The 18,613-nt window shown below is 66.0% G+C and carries 13 protein-coding genes; 9 read left to right on the top strand and 4 right to left on the bottom strand.

Annotated features, from left to right (window positions below):
- Positions 1 to 7 precede the first annotated feature (7 nt).
- The 9 genes from B3Z70_RS12680 to B3Z70_RS12640 all read left to right on the top strand — a co-directional run bounded on the left by B3Z70_RS12680 (position 8) and on the right by B3Z70_RS12640 (position 12,030).
- Complete coding sequence (locus B3Z70_RS12680; protein WP_292021971.1) at positions 8 to 1,756, top strand: thiamine pyrophosphate-binding protein; 1,749 nt, start codon at positions 8 to 10, stop codon at positions 1,754 to 1,756.
- On the top strand, positions 1,749 to 3,014 hold the full coding sequence (locus B3Z70_RS12675) for a CaiB/BaiF CoA transferase family protein (protein WP_292021973.1): 1,266 nt from the start codon (positions 1,749 to 1,751) through the stop codon (positions 3,012 to 3,014). Before B3Z70_RS12680 ends, B3Z70_RS12675 begins: the two co-directional genes overlap by 8 nt.
- Positions 3,011 to 3,916 carry an HpcH/HpaI aldolase/citrate lyase family protein gene (locus B3Z70_RS12670; protein ID WP_292021975.1) on the top strand — a complete coding sequence of 302 codons (906 nt, stop codon included), beginning with the start codon at positions 3,011 to 3,013 and terminating at the stop codon, positions 3,914 to 3,916. Before B3Z70_RS12675 ends, B3Z70_RS12670 begins: the two co-directional genes overlap by 4 nt.
- Before the next feature lie 67 nt (positions 3,917 to 3,983).
- Entirely contained in the window at positions 3,984 to 6,824 is a 2,841-nt protein-coding gene (locus B3Z70_RS12665) for a TonB-dependent receptor domain-containing protein (protein ID WP_292045699.1), read from the top strand.
- Positions 6,825 to 7,021: 197 nt separating this feature from the next.
- Positions 7,022 to 7,804, top strand: coding sequence for a ThuA domain-containing protein (locus B3Z70_RS12660; protein ID WP_292021980.1), 783 nt, complete (start codon positions 7,022 to 7,024; stop codon positions 7,802 to 7,804).
- 31 nt (positions 7,805 to 7,835) lie between these two features.
- On the top strand, positions 7,836 to 9,809 hold the full coding sequence (locus B3Z70_RS12655) for a PQQ-binding-like beta-propeller repeat protein (RefSeq protein WP_292045698.1): 1,974 nt from the start codon (positions 7,836 to 7,838) through the stop codon (positions 9,807 to 9,809).
- Positions 9,810 to 9,883: 74 nt separating this feature from the next.
- Positions 9,884 to 11,170 (top strand): MFS transporter, encoded by a 1,287-nt coding sequence (locus B3Z70_RS12650; RefSeq protein WP_292021984.1) that lies wholly within the window; start codon positions 9,884 to 9,886, stop codon positions 11,168 to 11,170.
- Complete coding sequence (locus B3Z70_RS12645; RefSeq protein ID WP_292021987.1) at positions 11,167 to 11,763, top strand: c-type cytochrome; 597 nt, start codon at positions 11,167 to 11,169, stop codon at positions 11,761 to 11,763. The genes B3Z70_RS12650 and B3Z70_RS12645 overlap by 4 nt, the downstream gene beginning before the upstream one ends.
- Positions 11,764 to 11,784: 21 nt before the next feature.
- On the top strand, positions 11,785 to 12,030 hold the full coding sequence (locus B3Z70_RS12640) for a hypothetical protein (RefSeq protein WP_292021988.1): 246 nt from the start codon (positions 11,785 to 11,787) through the stop codon (positions 12,028 to 12,030).
- A gap of 106 nt (positions 12,031 to 12,136) precedes the next feature.
- Here the strand turns inward: B3Z70_RS12640 and B3Z70_RS12635 are convergent, their stop codons facing one another.
- Genes B3Z70_RS12635 through B3Z70_RS12620 form a run of 4 tightly spaced genes read right to left on the bottom strand, consistent with a single transcriptional unit; the run spans position 12,137 to position 18,611 of the window.
- Complete coding sequence (locus tag B3Z70_RS12635) at positions 12,137 to 12,439, bottom strand: DUF2149 domain-containing protein (RefSeq protein ID WP_292021990.1); 303 nt, start codon at positions 12,437 to 12,439, stop codon at positions 12,137 to 12,139.
- On the bottom strand, positions 12,439 to 12,915 hold the full coding sequence (locus B3Z70_RS12630) for a MotA/TolQ/ExbB proton channel family protein (protein ID WP_292021992.1): 477 nt from the start codon (positions 12,913 to 12,915) through the stop codon (positions 12,439 to 12,441). Before B3Z70_RS12630 ends, B3Z70_RS12635 begins: the two co-directional genes overlap by 1 nt.
- On the bottom strand, positions 12,902 to 16,759 hold the full coding sequence (cobN, locus tag B3Z70_RS12625) for a cobaltochelatase subunit CobN (RefSeq protein WP_292021993.1): 3,858 nt from the start codon (positions 16,757 to 16,759) through the stop codon (positions 12,902 to 12,904). The genes B3Z70_RS12630 and cobN overlap by 14 nt, the downstream gene beginning before the upstream one ends.
- A gap of 4 nt (positions 16,760 to 16,763) precedes the next feature.
- Complete coding sequence (locus B3Z70_RS12620) at positions 16,764 to 18,611, bottom strand: TonB-dependent receptor domain-containing protein (protein ID WP_292022017.1); 1,848 nt, start codon at positions 18,609 to 18,611, stop codon at positions 16,764 to 16,766.
- Positions 18,612 to 18,613 lie beyond the last annotated feature (2 nt).

Below are 18,613 nucleotides of genomic sequence, written 5' to 3'. Positions count from 1 at the left end.
AACGACAATGACGACAGACGACGTGACCGGCGCGATCTTCATGGCCCAATGCCTGAAAGCGGAGGGGGTCGAGAAGGTCTTCGGCCAATGCGGCCATACCAACTATGCGCTGATCGACGCCTGCCAGAGGCTCGGCATCGACTATGTGTCCTTCCGTCACGAACAGCAGGCCGTCCATGCGGCGGACGCCTATTACCGGGTGTCCAAGAAGCTGGCCGTCATCAACGTCCACCTGTCGCCCGGCCTGACCAATACGGTGACGGGGGTCGCCTCCGCCGCGATGGATGGGACGCCGATGGTGGTGATCACCGGAAACACGCCGAGCTATCACCATCCCCGCGAAGCCCACCAGAGCATGCGTCTGCATGCTGACGCATCGCAGGGCGACATCTTCAAGCCGATCTGCAAGCGGGTCTGGCGGGTCGATGACGCCAAATTCTTGCCCGAGGTGATGCACCGCGCCCTCAACATCGCCCAGACCGGGCGACCGGGCGCGGTTCTGCTCGACATTCCGATGGACGTCTTCTCGCAGAAGATCGAGGCTGAACCGATCACGCGGTCGCGTCGACCCAACTTCCCGCGTTCGATGGGGGATGCGGCGGGGGTGGCCGAAGCGGCGCGTCTGCTGGCCGGCGCCGCCAATCCGGTCATCTTCGCTGGCAATGGCGTGGCCATGTCTGGGGCGTTCGACGAGCTGCGCGCGCTGGCGGAACTGTTGCAGGCGCCGGTCGCGACGACCCTGGTCGGAAAGGGCGTATTCCCCGAGACCCATCCGCTGTCGGTCGGGACGACCGGCATCTGGGGCGCGCGCGTCGCCAATGACACGACGCGAAACGCCGACGTGATCCTGGCCGTCGGTACAGCCTTTGGTGAAGCGGACTGCAGCTCCTGGCGGTCGGAACACACGTTCGACATCCCTGGATCGATCCTGATCCAGATCGACATCGATCCGCAGGAAATCGGCAAGAGCTATCCGGTCGACATCGGCATTCTCGGCGACGCCAAGGCCACACTGGCCCAACTCGCCGAGGCCCTGGGCGCTTCTCCCCGCGCGGCAGCGGACGTCAAAGCGCAAGCCGAGACGATCACCGCCCGAAAGGCGGCCTGGCGTGAAGAGCTCAAGGATACGCAACTGATCGACACCAAGCCGATCCATCCGGCGCGTCTGTTGATGGAACTGTCCAAGGCTGCGCCCGACGACGCCGTGTTCGTCACGGATGTGGGTTGGAACAAGAACGGCGCGGGCCAGCAGCTGGAGATCGCCAGCCCGGCCGGCTTCATCACCTCCGGCGGCATGGCCACCATGGGCTATTCGCCCGGCGCGGCAGTCGGCGCCAAGCTGGGCGCGCCGGACCGCAAGGTGCTGGGCCTCGTCGGCGACGGCGGTCTGATGTCGGTGCTGGGCGCTCTGACCACGGCCGTCGAACTGGACATCCCTGTCCTGTGGGTCCTGTTCAACAACTTCTGCTACTCGACCATCCGCACTGTCGGCTCGACCTATTTCGACAACAAGTACGGCACCGAGTTCCGCACGCCGGACGGCGAACTCTACAATCCCGATTTCCAGATGCTGGCCAAGTCCTTCGGCATCGCCTCGGCCCTGATCGAGGAGCCGGACGATCTGGAGGCCGGCATTCGCGACGCCCTGGCCAAGGACGTGCCCTTCCTGCTGGAAGTGCGCACGCGCGGCGACGTGCCGATGCCGCGCACCGGCTATTGGGACATCGCCGACTTCCTGGCGAACGGCAATGACTGACGCGCAGCCGCCATCGGCCCTGCGAAGCCGGGATTACGAGCCGGATCATCGCGGCCCGCTCGACGGGGTGCGGGTGCTGGATCTGTCGCGGCTGTTCGCCGGCAACGTCCTGACACAGGTGCTCGGCGATTTCGGCGCCGAGGTCATCAAGGTCGAGCCGCCCAGCGGCGACACGCTTCGCGGCTGGAAGACCAAGGGGGTTTCGACCCACTGGAAGATCTACGCGCGCAACAAGAAGAGCCTGTGCCTGGACTTGCGCAAGCAACGCGCCAAGGACCTGTTGCTGGGCCTCGTCCCGTCGGCGGCGATCTTCGTGGAGAGTTTCCGGCCGGGCGTTCTGGAAGACATGGCGCTGGATGCGGATTCGCTGCTGGCGCTGAACCCCAAGCTGGTGATCGTCCGGATTTCGGGCTGGGGCCAGAACGGCCCCTATCATCAGCGACCCGGCTTCGGCACCGTGATCGAAGGCATGTCGGGCTTCGCCGCCATCAACGGCTTCGAAGATCGTGAGCCGGTCCTGCCGCCCATGTATCTGGCGGATGGGGTTGCGGGTCTTTACGGCGCGTCGGCGGTGATGATCGCCCTGCGCGAGGCCGAGCGGCCGGAGGGCAGGGGGCAGGTGATCGACCTGCCGCTCTATGATCCGCTGTTCGCCCTGCTGGGTCCGCAGGCGGCGAACTATCGTCTGACCGGACAGAATCGAAAGCCCACCGGCAGTCGGTCCAGCAACTCCGCCCCGCGCAACGCCTATCGCTGCCTGGATGGAAAATACGTCAGCCTGTCGGGATCGACCCAAGGCATGGCGGAACGGATTTTCCGCGCCATCGGCCGCGCCGACCTGATCGCCGATCCGCGTTTCCGTACCAACGACGACCGGCTGAAGAACGTCGAGGCGCTGGATGGCATCATCGGCGACTTCATCGCGACCCATACCCAGACCGATCTCGTGACGCTGATGGAAGCGGCGTCCGTGACCGTCGGTCCGATCTATGACATCGCGCAAATTCTGCAGGATCCGCACGTCATCGACCGTGAAATCCTGGCGGACTATCCCGACCCCGAGGTCGGCAGCCTGCCCATGCATCATGTCGTGCCGCGTCTGGCGGAGACGCCGGGCGGCATCCGTATGGCGGCGCCCAGCCTGGGCCAGGACAATCGCGATCTCCTCGGTGAGCTTGGCGTGGATTTCGCGGATTACGCCGCCCTCGTCGCTGAAGGCGTCGCCTTCGAGGATTCCGACATGGAGCCGGTGGCATGACCGGCCCCTGGCGCTCGCTGCTCTACGTGCCGGCGCACATCGATCGGTTTGTCGCCAACCCGCGTCTTGGCCAGGCCGACGCCGTCGTTCTCGACTTGGAGGACAGCGTTCCGGTCGACCAGAAATCCAATGCGCGGGATCGGCTGTCGGCGGCAGTCGCGACGGTTGCGGCGGCAGGGCCGGACGTTCTGGTGCGGATCAATGACGGCGATCCGGGTGAAGAAGACATAGGCGTCGCCGTCCAGTCCGGCGTTTCCGCCCTGGTCGTTCCGAAGGTGCGATCCGCAAGACAACTGATCCATATCGCGGATCGCGTGGCTTCGGCTGAAGCGAATGCTGAGCTGGCGACTGGAACCACTCGTCTGATCGTTCTGATCGAAACGGCGGACGGCTTCATCGCCATGACCGACATCCTGCGCGCGACGCCGCGAACGATGGGCGTCATTCTGGGGGCCGAGGATTTCGCGACCGATGTCGGCATGGCCGTCGATGAGGCGACGCTGCGCGGTCCTCGCCAGCAGGTTGTGATCGCCGCCGCTGCCGCCGGCGTCATGCCCTTCGGCCTGATGGGCGCGACCACGCGCTTCGACGATCTGGACGCCTATCGCACCTTGGCGGTCGATTCGAAACGGTTCGGCTATGTTGGTTCGACCTGCATTCATCCCAGTCAGGTCGCCATCCTGAACACGGCCTTTGCGCCCAGCACCGACGAGGTGCTGTGGGCGGAACGTGTGTGCGCGGCCTTCGCGGACGCCGGACAGGAAGGGCGTGGGGCTGTCTCGCTAGACGGCCGCATGATCGACGCACCTGTTGCGGCGCGCGCTCAAGGCCTGCTGTCCCGCCATCGCTCAATCGAAGCCCGTGCGGCTTCCAAACGGGGAGGTCCCCAAGAGGCGCGCTGAAGAAGGGGTCAGCGCGAACGCCCCGCCAAAGCCGGGGAACCAATCAAAAAAACAGGGAGGAATAAGAATGTACAGGAAGTCGAATGCGTCTGATTTCGAAGGGGCCCGCCAGCGTCGCGGGCGTCTGATCCGATCGGGTCTGATGACCAGCGTGGCGCTCGCCGCCGCTCTGCCGTCGCTGGCGATGGCCCAGGCTCGCCCCCAAACGGCGACCACGGAACGCGCCGCCGATGTCCAAGCGGAGGCGGAAAGCCAGGCCACCGAGGTCGAAGAGATCGTCGTCACAGGCACCGCCATTCGCGGCGTCGCTCCTGTCGGATCGGCCACGGTCGGGATCACGCGCGAGGACCTGGTCCAGGCCCCGGTCCGTGAACCCAGCGCCCTTGTGGCGAGCCTGCCTCAAGCATCCAATCAGGGAACGAGCCTGACCTCGACGGGCGGGCGCGCCGCAGGCGTGAACCTGCGTGGCCTGGGCAACAACGCGACCCTGGTTCTGTTCGATGGCAAGCGTGTCGTTCCGCAGGGTGGCAACGCCCAGGTTTCGGATCCCAACCTCATTCCGTTCTCGGCCATCGACCGGGTGGAGGTCGTCACCGACGGCGCATCCGCAATCTATGGCTCGGACGCCGTCGCGGGGGTGGTGAACTACATCCTGCGTCGCAACTATGACGGCGCCCAGATCACGGCGCGCTACGTCAACTCGCTCTACGACCAAGTCGTCGTCGACGGCGTCTTCGGCAAGACCTGGAAAGGCGGCAGCCTGATGGTGGCCGGCTCGTACGACACCAACAATAGCGTGGGTCGCGACATCCGCGACTACATGCTGCTCGATCTTCGACCCTTTGGCGGCAACAACAATAATCTGGTCGGGACAACGGTCTATCCTGGCGACAGCGGCGCCCTGATCATCGGCAACACGGTATATGGCCTGCCCAAGACGAGCGGCGCGCGCCCGACGGCCGCGCAAGTGCTGGCGCTACAAGGCAACCCCGACCTTTACGATCAATCGCATCTCTACGATTTCTATACCGAGCGCGAGCGTTTCGCGTTGCTGATCAAGGGGCGCCAGGAACTCGCGCCGGGCGTGGAGGTCGGATACACCGGCATCTACAATCGCCGCACCAACGACTCACGATCTGGCGATGGTTTCGAGCGCATCGCCATTCGGGTCGATCCGAGCAGCCCCTACTACATCCCGGGCATGCCCAATCCGACCGCCGCACAGACGGTGGTGTACAACTATTCGCTTAACAATCCGGGCACGTCGCGCGACCAGTCCAATCTGGAAGAGACGATCAGCCACGCCATCGATCTGACGGCGCAGCTGCCGATGGACTTCCGGTTCAACGGCCTGATCTCCTACGGCAAGACCGACAGCTGCAACGTTTGCCAGCCACAGGTGAACACGACCCGGGCCGCCGTGATCGCCAATCAGGCCAGCTACGGCTTCAACCCCTATCAACTCGGTCGTCAGGCCGCCGCCGACGCCTTGGTCGGCGGCTTCATCCAGCAGTACGACACGACGCTGTTCGACAGCGTGGCCAAGATCGACGGCTCGCTGTTCTCGGTTCCGGCCGGTCCCATCCGCATCGCGGCCGGTGTCGAGTATTCGCGCTACAAACTGTACCTGAAGGCGCAAAATACGCTGAATCTGACCAACACATATCAGACGTCGCGTTTCACCAAGAGTGATCGCGACGTGAAGTCGGCCTTTGCGGAAATCTATGTGCCGATCGTAGGGGAGGGCGCGGGCCTGCCCTTCATGCAGTCGCTCGATCTGAGCGCTGCGGTTCGTTACGACAGCTATTCCGACGCGGGCGACACCACCAATCCCAAGATTGGTTTGACGTGGAAGGCGACCGACGAGTTGGTCTTTCGCGGCAGCTGGGGCACCTCGTTCCGCGCGCCGACGTTGATCGAAGCCAATCCGCAGACCGTGGGTCAGACCAATCGCGTGTTCGTCAGCAATGGCGCCGGCGATCCCGCCATTCCGTTGACCAACACCGCCACGGGTCAGAGCGCCGTTCTGTCCCGAACCGGAAACACGGCCGGGCTGCAGCCGGAATCGGCGAAGATCTGGTCGCTGGGCGCCGACTACAATCCCAACTTTGCGCCCGATCTGCGCCTCAGTCTGACCTATTACAACGTCAACTATACCGACCGCATCGAGAACCTGCCGAACCAGACGCTGATCCTGTCCAGCCCCGCCAATCTGGCGCTGCTGCGCGATTTCTTCATCACGGCGCCCCAACCCTCGACCTGCGTTAACGGGAACTATTCGACCTACAACCCGGCCTATCTGCCGTGGCTGACCGACCCGAACGCCGTCTATTCGCCATCGACGATCAATGACTGTTCGCTGGTCGGCATCATCAAGGGGGGGCGTCTGAACCTCGGCGACGTTCGCCAGAGCGGCTTGGATTTCTCGGCCAACTATCGTCAGCAGACCGCCATTGGCGACTTCCGATACAACCTGACCTTCTCCAAGATCCTCAAGCTTGAGAAGAGCATCGTCGCCGGAGGCCCCTTGTTCGACGCCCTGGACACCTATGGCTTCCAGGTCAGCGAGCGCGGACGGTTCAACGTCGGCTACAGCCGTGGGCCGCTCTCGGCGAACGTCACCGCCAACTATGTCGGCTCCTACCTGAACAACGCCACGATCACGGTCGCCGGCGTCAAGAAGCCGGACACGCAAATCCCAAGCTGGACCACCTTCGACGCCGGCGTGGCCTATGAGTTCCAAGACAACGCCCCCACCGGGCTGGGCGGGGTTCGCCTGTCGATGACGGTGCAGAACCTGACGGACAAGGATCCGCCGATCGTCCTCAGCGGCACGACCGCCGTGGACTTGGGCAACCACAACCCGTTCGGTCGCGTCTGGAGCTTCGAGATCACCAAGCGATTCTGATCGACCCTGGACGGCTGCGGGTGATCGCTCGCCCGCAGCCGGCCGCTTTGAGAGTGGAAGACATGCGTAACATCGCAAGATTGCTGTTCTCAGGCGTCTTCGCCGCGGGGTTAATCGCCCTGGCGAGCGCATGCGCCGCCCAGACGTCTCATCCCCAACCTGCACCCCCGCCGCCCGTCGCCACGACGGGGGCGCCGATGCGCGGACTGCCCGACCCCTATGTCGGCAAGAAGAAGCTGCTGGTCGTCGCAGACGTTCAGACCGGCTTCCACCACAACTCCATCAACCATGCGATGGCGACGATCGAACGCATGGGACGAGAGAGCGGCTTCTACGTGGCCTTCCTGCGCACCGATTCACAGCTGATCACGCGCCAGCCCATCGTTGGGACCGGCGAGCGGTACGCCGGCCGGTCGATCAACGCGCGCAATCTGGACGACTTCGACGCCATCTTCTTCCTGGGCAGCGGGGAGGGCACGTTGAGCGAGGCGCAGAAGGCCGATCTTCTAGCCTTCGTGCGAGAGGGCAAGGGGTTCGTCGCCGGTCATGCCGCCACGGTCGCCTTCTACAACTGGCCGGAATATGGCGAGATGATCGGGGGATTTATGGATGGGGAATTCCCGGTCCAGCCGACCGCTTTGGTCGTCGAGGATCGTGCCTTTCCGGGAGCCGCCGACTTCCCCACCGTGTTTTCCGACCAGTTCCCTTATTTCAAGGCCCCCTACGAGCGGGGCGAGGTCCACACCATCATCCGCCTGGATCCCGCGCACCTGACGCCTGACCAGTTGGCGCGACACCCGGATGGCGACTTCCCCGTGGTCTGGGCGAAAACCTATGGCGCGGGACGGGTCTTCGTCTCGTCGCTGGGCCATCTGGACGAACCTTGGGACGACCCTGCCGTCCAGGCCCTCTATCTCGGCGGCATCAAATGGGCGCTCGGCCTTGTCGATGCGCCGATCCCGCTCGACCCGCGTCCGTGATCAGAAAACGAAAAAAGACAGAGGAAACACCATGAAGATCGCCCCCTCGCACCGTCTCGGCCTGACCGCTGGTCTCGGCCTCGCCGCGCTTCTCATGTCCAGCGCCAGCGCACTGACCCAGACCCCGGAGCGCGACCAGTGGCGCAGCTACGGCCAGAACCCGGGCAGCACCAATTTTTCGCCGCTGACCCAGATCACTCCGGACAATGTGGCCACGCTGAAGCGGGCCTGGACCTTCAACTACGGCGGCGGCACCGATGACGACGGTGACCGCGGCCTGGATTATCGGTGGGAGGTCACGCCGCTGATCATCGACGGGGTGATGTATGTCTCGACCCCGACCAGTCCGACCAAACCGGACCTCAAGGCCACGGTCACGGCGTTGGAGCCGGAAACCGGCAAGGTGCTGTGGAAATACGAATCGCCGCGCAACATTCACGGTCGCGGCTTAGCCTACTGGCCTGGCGAGGGCGATGTGGGACCCCGCCTCTTCTTCGCGACCGACCAGGGCTATCTGATGGCGCTGGACATGAAGACCGGGCAGGTCGCCGCCAGCTTCGGTGAACAGGGGGCGGTCGACGCCTATGCTGGCGTCGCCTCCGAAACGGTGGGCGAAAGCCGACGCGATACCTGGACCATTCCGAATCCCGCCTCAATCTACAAGAACCTCGTCATCACCGGCTCGCGCCCGGGCGAAGCCGGACCGCCAGGACCGCGCGGCGACATCCGCGCCTGGGACGCCAAGACCGGCGCTCTGGTCTGGAGCTTCCACACCGTGCCTCAGCCGGGTGAGGCCAACCACGAAACCTACACCGGCGATGAATGGAAGGACCGCAGCGGCGCCAATGTCTGGTCCACCATGACGGTGGACGAGGCGAACGGGATCGTCTTCGCCCCCGTGGGCGACCTGAACGGCCGCGCGGCCGGACCCGAGCTTTACGCCAATAGCCTGCTGGCGCTCGATGCCGCGACCGGACAGTTGAAGTGGTACAAGCAGATCACCCACAAGGATCTGTGGGACTGGGACATGCCCACGCCGCCGGTGCTGGTCGATTTCAAGGCCGCCGACGGCACGTCCACGCCAGCTATCGCCCTGACGGGCAAGCAAAGTCTGCTGTTCGTATTCGACCGGCTGACCGGCCGGCCCCTGCACGATGTCGCGGAGCAGCCGACGCCGCGCAGCGACGATCCGAACGATCAGGCCTGGCCGACACACCCCATTCCGGTTCGCCCCGGCCCCTTGGCGCGCACGTCGATGACGCGGGACGAGATCCCCAATATCACGCCCGAGCAATACGCCTACTGCACCGCCTTCTGGGATCAGAACAACATCAAGGTCACGGGGCTCTACGGTCGGCCGTCGTTGACGACAGGCACGCTGAGCTTCCCGTCGACACTCGGTGGACCGAACTGGGGTGGGCCATCCTACAGCCCCCAATCCGGCCTGTTCATCGTCAACGTCCAGAACATGGGGCAGTATCGCGCCGCGGGTCCTGCAGGAACGGGCTTCATGGCGCGTCCGCGCGGTGCGGCGCCGGCAGCAGGCGCGGCAAGCCCGGCGGGGGCGGCTCCGGCCATCACCCAATCCGGCTTCAACTATCGGGTGGACGCCAACACGGTGCTGCCGTGCACGCCGACCCCTTGGGGCGAATTGGTCGCGGTCGACATCAACAAGGGCGAGATCGCCTGGCGCGCGCCGTTGGGAAGCACGCCGGGCCTGGGCGAGCAGGGTCTGACGACGGGATCGCGTAATCTGGGCGGCAATATCCAGACCGCCAGCGGCCTGGCCTTCATCGGGGCGACGAATGATCGTCAGTTCCGCGCCTTCGATACTCGAACCGGGCGACAGCTCTGGTCGGTGGAGCTTGAAGCCAGCGCCCATTCCACGCCGATCACCTATCTCGGCAAGGACGGCAAACAGTATGTCGTGGTCGTCGGCGCCGGCGGCACCGCCGTTGGGTCTAAACACATGTCGGACACGCTGAACGCCTTCGTCCTGCCCTGACCGCCTGCGCGCGTCGCGCTCGGTCGCGACGCGCGCTCCTTGGGCCCGACCGGGTCCAACCGAAAGGATCGTCCATGGACACCCCCGCTTCCGTCGCGTCGCCCAGAAAGACCCATGTGCGATATGGCGTGCTCGCCCTCATCGCCACCGGCACGATGATCAACTATCTCGACCGTTCGCTGCTCAGCGTCGCGGCGCCTTCGATGACCGCCGAACTCGGCATCGGGGCGGCGACCATGGGCATACTGTTCTCGGTCTTTTCCTGGAGTTATGCGCTGGCGCAAATTCCAGGCGGCATCTTCCTGGACCGTTTCGGCGTGCGGGTGACCTACTTCCTGTCGGTCGGCTTCTGGTCGTTGTTCACCCTGCTTCAGGGGTTCGCCAACGGCCTGACCACCCTTTTGGGTTTCAGGTTTCTGCTAGGCGCGGCCGAGGCGCCGTGTTTCCCCGCCAACAGTCGAATCCTGGTCAGCTGGTTTCCCCAGCACGAGCGGGCGCGCGCCAACAGCGTCTATACGGTCGGCATGTATTCGGGCATCGCCTTCCTGAGTCCGGTTCTGTTCTGGATCACCGCGACCTGGGGATGGAGAAGCCTGTTCATCATCGCCGGCGCGGTGGGGCTGGCCTTCGCCGGGCTTTGGTATCTGGTCTATCGCGACCCGCAGCACAGCCGGTCGGCGAACCAGGCCGAGCTTGATCATATCGCCGCCGGCGGGGGCGTCGCGCCGAGCGAACGCTCGCCCTTTTCCTGGAAGGATGTCGGCTGGCTGTTGAGCAAACGCCAGATCCTGGGCGCCTCGATCGGCCAGTTCGCGACCAATGCGACCCTGGTCTTCTTCCTCACCTGGTTTCCCACCTATCTGGCGGTCGAGCGCGGAATGCCCTGGCTGAAGGTGGGATGGGTCGCCGTGCTGCCTTTCATCGCCGCGTCGGTCGGCGTGCTGATCGGCGGGCAGCTCTCGGACTACCTGGTCAAGAAGAGCGGCTCGGCCACCTTCGGGCGCAAGCTGCCGATCGTCGGCGGGCTGCTGCTGTCGTCCACCATCATTACGGCGGCCTTCATCAAAAGCGACGCGCTGGTGGTGGTGGTCATGTCCGTCGCCTTCTTCGGCCAAGGGATGTCCAACCTGGGCTGGACCCTGATTTCCGACGTGGCGCCCAAACGCCTGGTCGGATTGACGGCCGGGGTCTTCAACTTCTGCACCAACCTGGCGGGCATCGTGACGCCGATCTTGATCGGCTTCATCGTCGCCGCAACCGGGTCCTTCCTCGGCGGGCTGGCCTTCATCGGCGTGATGGCCCTGCTCGGTGCGGTTTCTTACACCTTCTTTGTCGGCAAGGTAGAAAGGATCGAAGGATGAAACGCTCTCAACTCTCGATGCGAGACGCTCGCTGGGTCTCGTGCGCCGGTCTTGCGCTCGTCGTCGGGCTGACGGCGTGCAGCAATGGCGGCCAGAGCGAAGAAGCGTCCCGGCGCGCTGCGGTGGACGCCTACAACAATCACGGCGTTCCTGCCGCTGCGACGGCGACCTCGGCGGCCCCCGACCCGCAAATGGCGTCTGTGGCCCCGGCCGCTGATGCGGTCGCCGCCGCTGCGATCGCTGCGCCTGACCCGTCGGAACCGGCGGCCGCGCCAAACGGCAAGCCTCTGGCGGCCACGCCTGCGGCGGTCGTGATCGCCCAGACGCCAGCGGCGACCCAGGCCAAGCCGCCTGTCGCCTCGCCTCCACCGGCGGCGGCCCGTCTCGGCGGGCTTCCTCCAGGGGCGGGACGCGATGTGGTCCAGCGCGTGTGCACGGGATGCCACGCCATCGGCATGGTGACGGCCAAGGGGCGGACGTCTGACGGCTGGTCGGAAATCATCGGGCGCATGATGGGCTTGGGCCTTGAGGCCAGTGACGAGGATCTGCAGACGATCCACGCCTATCTCAGCCGCGAACTGCCGCCGCGTTGATCAGAAAGGAGGGCCGCATCCATGGGGTATGAAGTCTCGACTGGTCCCACGCCGCGTCAGGCGGAGAAATGGAGCGAAGCGGAGGTCGAGCGCCTCGCCAGACTGGCGAAGCTTTGCCTTCGCGCGCGCGCCATCGCCCTCGAACTGGGTCGAACCGAAGCCGGGGTCAGAGGCAAGGCCGCCGCACGCGGGATTGAACTCGTGAGCGACCGCGCGCCCGCGCCGATCAGCTTGAGACGATCGTGGATCGCTCAAGAGTCTTCCTAGCCAGCGCCAATCAGGCTGTGCGGCCTGGGCCGGGCAACGATGGGCGAAGCTCGCATCGCCCGCCTCGGACTTCCGGGTCGCTAGAGCGCCTTGAAGCCAAAGTCGCCTACTCCGGCACGTAGATCAGATTGCCGTTTGGCAGACGGTAAGCGGAACCGGCCTTTTCGCCTTGGCCTTCCCCAATCTGCCCCTGGGATTCGTAGCGCGTCAGTTCTTCTCCGTCCTTTACCGTGATGCGCATTTGGGCCTGGCCGGGGTTTTCGATCACGACGACATTGCGGGCGTTGAACGGGTTGAGCGGGTTCTGGACCAGCACCACCAGCAGGATGGCGATTATGACCACGAACAGGTCCACCAGATTGACGACCGAGGTGATCGGGTCGTCGTCGTCTTCGTCCAGGAAACGCATCAACGGGCCTCGCGCGCGCGTTCAATGGCGCGCAGGTCCTGCAGCAGCCAACGTCGGCGCACCGTCAGGACATAGTGGGCGATGCTGGCGGCGATCAGGGCCAGGGTGACGCCGGAAAAGGCGACCACCATGTTCTGGCCCACGCCCGAGGCGTCGCCTCGGCCCAGCGACAGCAGCGCCGGTCCCATCGGAATCATGGTGGCCACCAATCCCAGCATGGGGGCGCTGCGCGAGACGATGCGAAGGCCTTCGAGGTCCTTCAGGATCATCAGCTCCAGATCGTCGCTGGCCGCATCCGTCTGGGCCTGCCGGCGGGAGAGGGAGGAGCGCCAACCGGCGCGGCGGCGCTGGACGCTTTCCACGAGAAAGGCGCCTAGGGCGAAGACGGCGTAAACCAGGGCGGCCAGTATCAGGACAAGGGCCGGGATCAGAAACAGGCTAGAGACCTGATAGAGGCCGGCTTCAAACTGGGGCATGGGGGAGCTTTCGACGGATAGCGAGACGGCTGGCGCCGCCGCAGAGGAAGACGAGAAGGAGAACCAGGGCGCCACAGGGAACCGGCGACGGCGGAGTCTGTCGGGGGGTGAGTCTTTCCAACACCTGGCCGCGAACCGTGTCTGGCGTCGCTTCGGCGGGCGCTTTCGCCACACCTTGATCGGACGCCGGCCTGGACACAGGTATGGGGCCGGCCGGCGCCGACTGCGGTGTCGCTGCGCCCTGGCCAAAGCCGGCGGCGGCGGGTGAAGCCGAGGCGTCGATCCGAGAGAGTCGCGCATCGAGTTCTCGGCGCGTCTTATTGTCGGGAGACCAGAACCCCTTGCGGATGGCGTCCTTCAGCCGGTTCAACACCTGGCGTTCGGCCATGGGATTGTTCGTCTCGAACCATTTGCGAACACCCAGGCCGCGCTCGTCACGGACATAGACGTCATGCAGGGCTTGCCACTGGTCCGCTCGAACAATGCCCGGCGTCGTCGCCTGCCAGCCGAACAGATTGTCGGCGAGAGCCACCACCGCCAGCGTCCCGGCGTAGCCCTCGGCCTGCATGGCCTGAATCCAGCTGCGGTTCAGGTAGCGGCTGCGCATCTCGGCAGCCAGGAAGTCGCGGGCCGCGACCGTGCGCGGCGCGCCCGCCCGCGCATCGGTAACGTAGAGCGACGGGGGTGCCCCGCCCGCCCGGCGGATGGCCAGCGACAGACCGCCCAGATATTCGAAAGGGTGATCGGTCGACAGGACCCCGTGTAGATTGCTGGAGCGGGACAAGGCGGCGGCCTGGACCCCGGCCAGCTGGGCGGCGAAGACGTCGGCGCCCTCGACCTTGGCGCCCCAGCGGCCTGCGCCATAGACATAGCCCAGCCGATCCAGGAAGGGATCGGCCAGGGCGGCCGGGTCATCCCAGGCCGCCGTATCGCGCACCGCCTCGGGCAGGCCGCTGCCGTAGTCGCCGGGCGCATTGCTGAAGATGCGGGCCCGGCCCAGTGCGGCGGCCTCCGAGGCGGCGACCCCTTCGGCCATCAGACGCCGGGCGGCGATACGGCTGTTCTCCGCAACCGGATCATTGGGCTCGTCCAGGGCGACGATGCGATTGACCGCATCGGCCAGAAGCCTGAGAAAGCCGTCGAATTGATCGCGATAGACTCCGGTGGCATGAACCACGACATCTATGCGGGGGCGCCCCAACTGCGCCGCCGGAATGATGTCCAGGGCGACGACCCGCCCGCCCTCGTCCCACCGGGGACGCAGGCCCAGCGCCTGAAGAATCTCACCTTCGGGCAGACCCAGGGTGCGGATGGCCTCGGACGACCACAGGGTGATCGCCAGCTTGGTCAGGGGGCGACCATCATGCTCGGCGGCATAGGCGTCCGTGAGGCTCTTCAGGGCGCCGGCCGCGGCGGCATAGGCGGCCGACGCCGGCATCTTGTCCGGTTCGAAGACGTAGAGATTGCGTCCCCCCACGGCGTCGGGATTGCGGATGGGATCTCCGCCTTCGCCGGGACGGACGAAACGGCCCGCCAGCGCCTGGAGTAGTCCTTCCGTCTCGCCGGTGTCGGCCAGACGCTGATCCAGCAGGCGCGCGCGCGTCAGTTGCTCGCGAAGGGCGGGATCGGCGGTCTCGATCGAGGCGCCGTCGCGCAGACAGGCCTTCAGGACGGTGAAGGCGCGGCTGGCGTGAAGGCCCGCCTCGTCCTGGGCCAGGGTTTCGCTTTCGGTTTCGCCAAGGGCGTCAAAGAACGGGCGGCCCAACTGCTGCAGCACGGTGGTCAGCCTGTGGTCGGATGAGGCGGGGCGCCCGAAAGTGTGCAGGCCCATCGGCGTCGGCGCCCCGCCGACCCGATGCAGATAGTCGTGCAACTCGCCCAGGAAGACCGGCATGTCCGTTCGCGCCCTGGCCGGCGACCAGCCCATGTCGGCATCGATATGACGCGCGCTGGCCAGGTGCAGTATCTGGTCGCCGACCGCGTCGCGCACCCCGCCCTCGTCGAGCTGGAGATACTGGTGGATCAGGTCGTGCAGGGTCTTCAGTTCGTCGTTCAATCCCGCAGGGGCGAAGGGCGGCGCCTGGTGGCTGACGGTGACGGCGCGGCCACGGCGCTTGGCCTGGGTGGCTTCGCCGATATTGTCCTGAATATAGGGGTAGATGACCGGCAGGTCGCCAAGCGCCAGGAAGGCGTCGTCCGTGACCGCCAGACCGCGATCCTTGCCCGGCAGAAACTCCTGCGTGCCGTGGGTTCCCAGGTGGATCAGGGCGTTCGTCTGACTGATCTCGCGCACCCACAGATAGGCCGCGAGATAGAGATGGTCGGGCGGCACGGCGACATCGTGATAGGCCTCGCCCACGCGCGCCGCACGCGGCGGCTGCGGCAGGACGGTCAGGGCGCCGTCCCTGAAGGCGGGGATGAGGAAGACCGGCTCGCCGTCCACGGTTCGAACGGCCCAATGCCGCGCCGGATCGCCCCAGCGCGCCAGGATCGGATCACGACTGGCCTCCGGCAACGCTGCCAGCCAGGCGCGGTAGCGGGCGACCGGCAGGGTCACGACCAGCCCCTGCGACCCCAGATCGTCCAAGGTCTCATGCCTGTAGAAGGCGCCCAGCATGGCGCGCGCCGCCGCGATCCAGCGGGCTTCTGACAGGGCCGGAATGGCGTATCCGGCAGCGTTCAGGTCTGTGCTCAGCGCCTCAAGGCTGCGCGGGACATTGAGGTTCGAGGCCGAAATGTTGGCCTCCCCGCCGGGATGGTTCCAGAACATCAGCGCCAGACGTTTCTGCCCGTTCGGCGTCCGGCGTAGAGCGATCTGGCGCACGGCGCGGGCGGCGACGGCCTCGATCTGCTCCGGGATGGGAACCAGCGCGCCGTGATCGACGGCCGAGACGATCATGGGATCGTTCATGCCCCAGGTTTCGGCGGGCGCCAGAAGTGCGGCGGCCGAACGACTGTTCAGACCGGCGGAGGCCCGTCGCCAGGCGTCGGCGTCGCCCTCCCGGTAAGAGAAGGTCATGACGGCGGGCACGTCGAGTTCGATCAGTTGGTCACGGATGACGCCCCCGGCGACGATGTGCTGGGTGTTGATCAGCAAGTCAGGGTTCAGCGGCTTAACGGCCTCGATCAGGCCTCGAGGCGCGCGTTGATCGAACCACACCGCCACGCCATCGATCCCCTTGGCGTCCAGGGCGGCGATCAGGGCGTCGACAACCGCCGTGTCGTCATCCGCCACCGTAGATGCGCCGATCAGTATGGCCGCGCGGGGACGTTCGGGACGCGCCGACAACCAGGCCGGCAACGCTCCAGCAGCGAAGCTCGACGCTGCCGGATAGTAATAGCCGACCGCGCCCAGCGGCGACGGCGGTGGAGCCGACAGGTCGTCGCCCGTTTTCCATTGCTTCAGATACGCGAACAGGGCGGTGAAGTTCTGTCGCCCGCCGGCGGCGTAATAGGCCGCGATCCTGCGGCCCGTCTCAGGCGTCAGGCCGCCGAACGCCGGCGGGCCGCCGCCGATCCGCACCCAGGGCCCGCTCCGCGCACGCAGCGCCTCTCCGACGTGCGCCTCCACCGCCTCGACGTCGGCCGGTCGCGGCGTATCCAGGAGCACCAGGTCGGCGTCGTCCCAGACCGCCGCCTCGGGCAGGGCCGACAGCGACCATCCCCGGACCGCTACACCCTGGGGCGAAGCAAACCCGGCCAGTCGCTCGTATTTGGCCGACAGGACGAAGTCGCTGCCGATCACGCTCACCCGCATGACGGGGGGCGTCTGCGCCGCCGCGCCGCCCACGGCGACGAAAGCCCAGAAGCCCGCCAGCAGCAGCGTCTGCAGGAGCCGCCGCAAGGACTCAGAACCCCGCCGTGAAGCCGAGATAGTAGAACCGCCCCGGCTCGGCGAAGGAGAAATAGGCCGATTCATCCGCCAGCCGCACATCGCCCAGGTTCTGCACCCCGGCGCGGACCCACAGGTTCTCCTCCAGCCGAAGCCCGCCTTCCAGCGACACCAGCGTATAGTCCGGCACGGCGTACTGAACCGTGTTCGACAACATCAGCTGCTCGCCCACATATTCGCCGCGCAACTGCACGAAGCGGTGATCGTCGGGCTCCCAGCGCAGGGTCGCATGGCCGCTGTGACGCGGTCGTTCCGACAGCTGTTGATTGGTCGACCGGTTCTCGCTGTCCAGATAGGTGTAGTCGCCGCGAAGGCTGAATCCGGCGGGAAGCCGCGTCTCCGCGCCCGCTTCGAGGCCGGTGATTCGGGCCTCGTTGATGTTTTGATACAGCCGCACTTCGCGCCCGCGAACACCGCAGAAGGCGGTGCAGCGTGTTTCGATCAGATTCTCGATGTCATTGGCGAAGCCGCCCAGGCGCACGGCCCACCCGCCGCGGCGATACTCCGCCGACGCCTCGTAGGATGTGCCGATTTCCGGCTTCAGATCGGGGTTGCCATAGACGGTGAACCGACCGCCCGCGGCCACCGTCACGAACTCGGGCGACAGTTGTTTCAAGTTGGGCGACTTGAAGCCTCGGCCGCCTCCGCCTTTGAGGGTCAGCCCCTCGACGGGGGTCCAGACGGCGTAGAGCCGGGGGCTGGTCTGCCAGCCATACTGGTCATGATCGTCAAAACGCGCGCCTCCGGTCAGGGACAGGCTGGGCGTCAGTGCCCACTCGTCCTGGGCGAAGATGGCGTAGCGTTCGCTGGTCAGAACGCCTGAGACGGCTGCGGCCGCGTCCTGCAACTTCTCTCGCCGCCACTCGCCGCCGACGCTGAGGCGGTGGCCCGCGATGGGATCCGCCGTGACGCGCCCATCGATGATGTCTTCCTGCATGCCGACCGGGCGCGACGCCGTCTGACCGTTGGTGACGGTGTTGGTCCGATCCAGTGTCGAGCGATAGGCGCGCACGACACTGTCGCCCCAGCTCCAGCGCCCCGTATGCGACAGGGCGTACTGCCGACGATCGACCGCATCGGCATAGCGGTAATAGACCGGCGTCGCGGCCGTGGTCGCGGTGCTGCGAGACCGATCATCGCGACCGGCCAGAACGGTGAAGTCGATCCGCTGGGCTGCGTCCGGCGTCCAACTGAGCGTGGCCGAACCCGACAGCGCTTCGCGAGCCTCAAGGTCCGATAGACGCGGGTTGGCGGCCTGGGGTGTGTCGCCCCGCGCCTTCGATTCGGCATAGAGGCTGAGGCCGAGACGGTCCTGGATCAGCGGTCCACCAGCATAGGCCCCGAGTTGATAGGTCTCGCCGCCGCGTCCATCCTCTCGCAGCCCGCCCATGGCCCGCAGACTGCCGCGCCACGCATCGGTCGCGCTACGGGTAATGACATTGACAACCCCGCCCAGGGCTTCCGACCCATAGAGCGACGACATCGGCCCGCGCACGATCTCCACCCGGTCCATCGCCTCGACCGGAACCCAGTTCAGCTCGAAATCCGCATGGGCGATGGCGCTGGCCGAGCCGTTCACCCGACGACCATCGACCAGGAACAGCGTGTGTTCGCTCGGCATGCCCCGGATGGAAATCCCCCGCCGCGTCAGGCCGGCGCCATTGACCGTCACGCCCGGCACGTCGCGCAGCACGTCGGTCAGATCCTGAACAGGGCGGCGCGACAGCGCCTGCTGATCCACCACCGTCACGCTGGCGGGCGCAGTCTGCAGAACACGCGGCGTCGCCGTCGCCGTCACCACCACTT

This window comes from Brevundimonas sp. UBA6550, assembly GCF_002434505.1.
Classification (GTDB): Bacteria; Pseudomonadota; Alphaproteobacteria; order Caulobacterales; family Caulobacteraceae; genus Brevundimonas.
Note: the sequence above shows the minus strand (reverse complement) of the source record. Positions and strands in the feature narration are given on the sequence as shown.

Coding starts and splice junctions, on each gene's coding strand:
- B3Z70_RS12680 (WP_292021971.1), top strand. CDS start 8: ATGACGACAGACGACGTGACCGGCGCGATCTTCATGGCCCAATGCCTG.
- B3Z70_RS12675 (WP_292021973.1), top strand. CDS start 1,749: ATGACTGACGCGCAGCCGCCATCGGCCCTGCGAAGCCGGGATTACGAG.
- B3Z70_RS12670 (WP_292021975.1), top strand. CDS start 3,011: ATGACCGGCCCCTGGCGCTCGCTGCTCTACGTGCCGGCGCACATCGAT.
- B3Z70_RS12665 (WP_292045699.1), top strand. CDS start 3,984: ATGTACAGGAAGTCGAATGCGTCTGATTTCGAAGGGGCCCGCCAGCGT.
- B3Z70_RS12660 (WP_292021980.1), top strand. CDS start 7,022: ATGCGCGGACTGCCCGACCCCTATGTCGGCAAGAAGAAGCTGCTGGTC.
- B3Z70_RS12655 (WP_292045698.1), top strand. CDS start 7,836: ATGAAGATCGCCCCCTCGCACCGTCTCGGCCTGACCGCTGGTCTCGGC.
- B3Z70_RS12650 (WP_292021984.1), top strand. CDS start 9,884: ATGGACACCCCCGCTTCCGTCGCGTCGCCCAGAAAGACCCATGTGCGA.
- B3Z70_RS12645 (WP_292021987.1), top strand. CDS start 11,167: ATGAAACGCTCTCAACTCTCGATGCGAGACGCTCGCTGGGTCTCGTGC.
- B3Z70_RS12640 (WP_292021988.1), top strand. CDS start 11,785: ATGGGGTATGAAGTCTCGACTGGTCCCACGCCGCGTCAGGCGGAGAAA.
- B3Z70_RS12635 (WP_292021990.1), bottom strand. CDS start 12,439: ATGCGTTTCCTGGACGAAGACGACGACGACCCGATCACCTCGGTCGTC.
- B3Z70_RS12630 (WP_292021992.1), bottom strand. CDS start 12,915: ATGCCCCAGTTTGAAGCCGGCCTCTATCAGGTCTCTAGCCTGTTTCTG.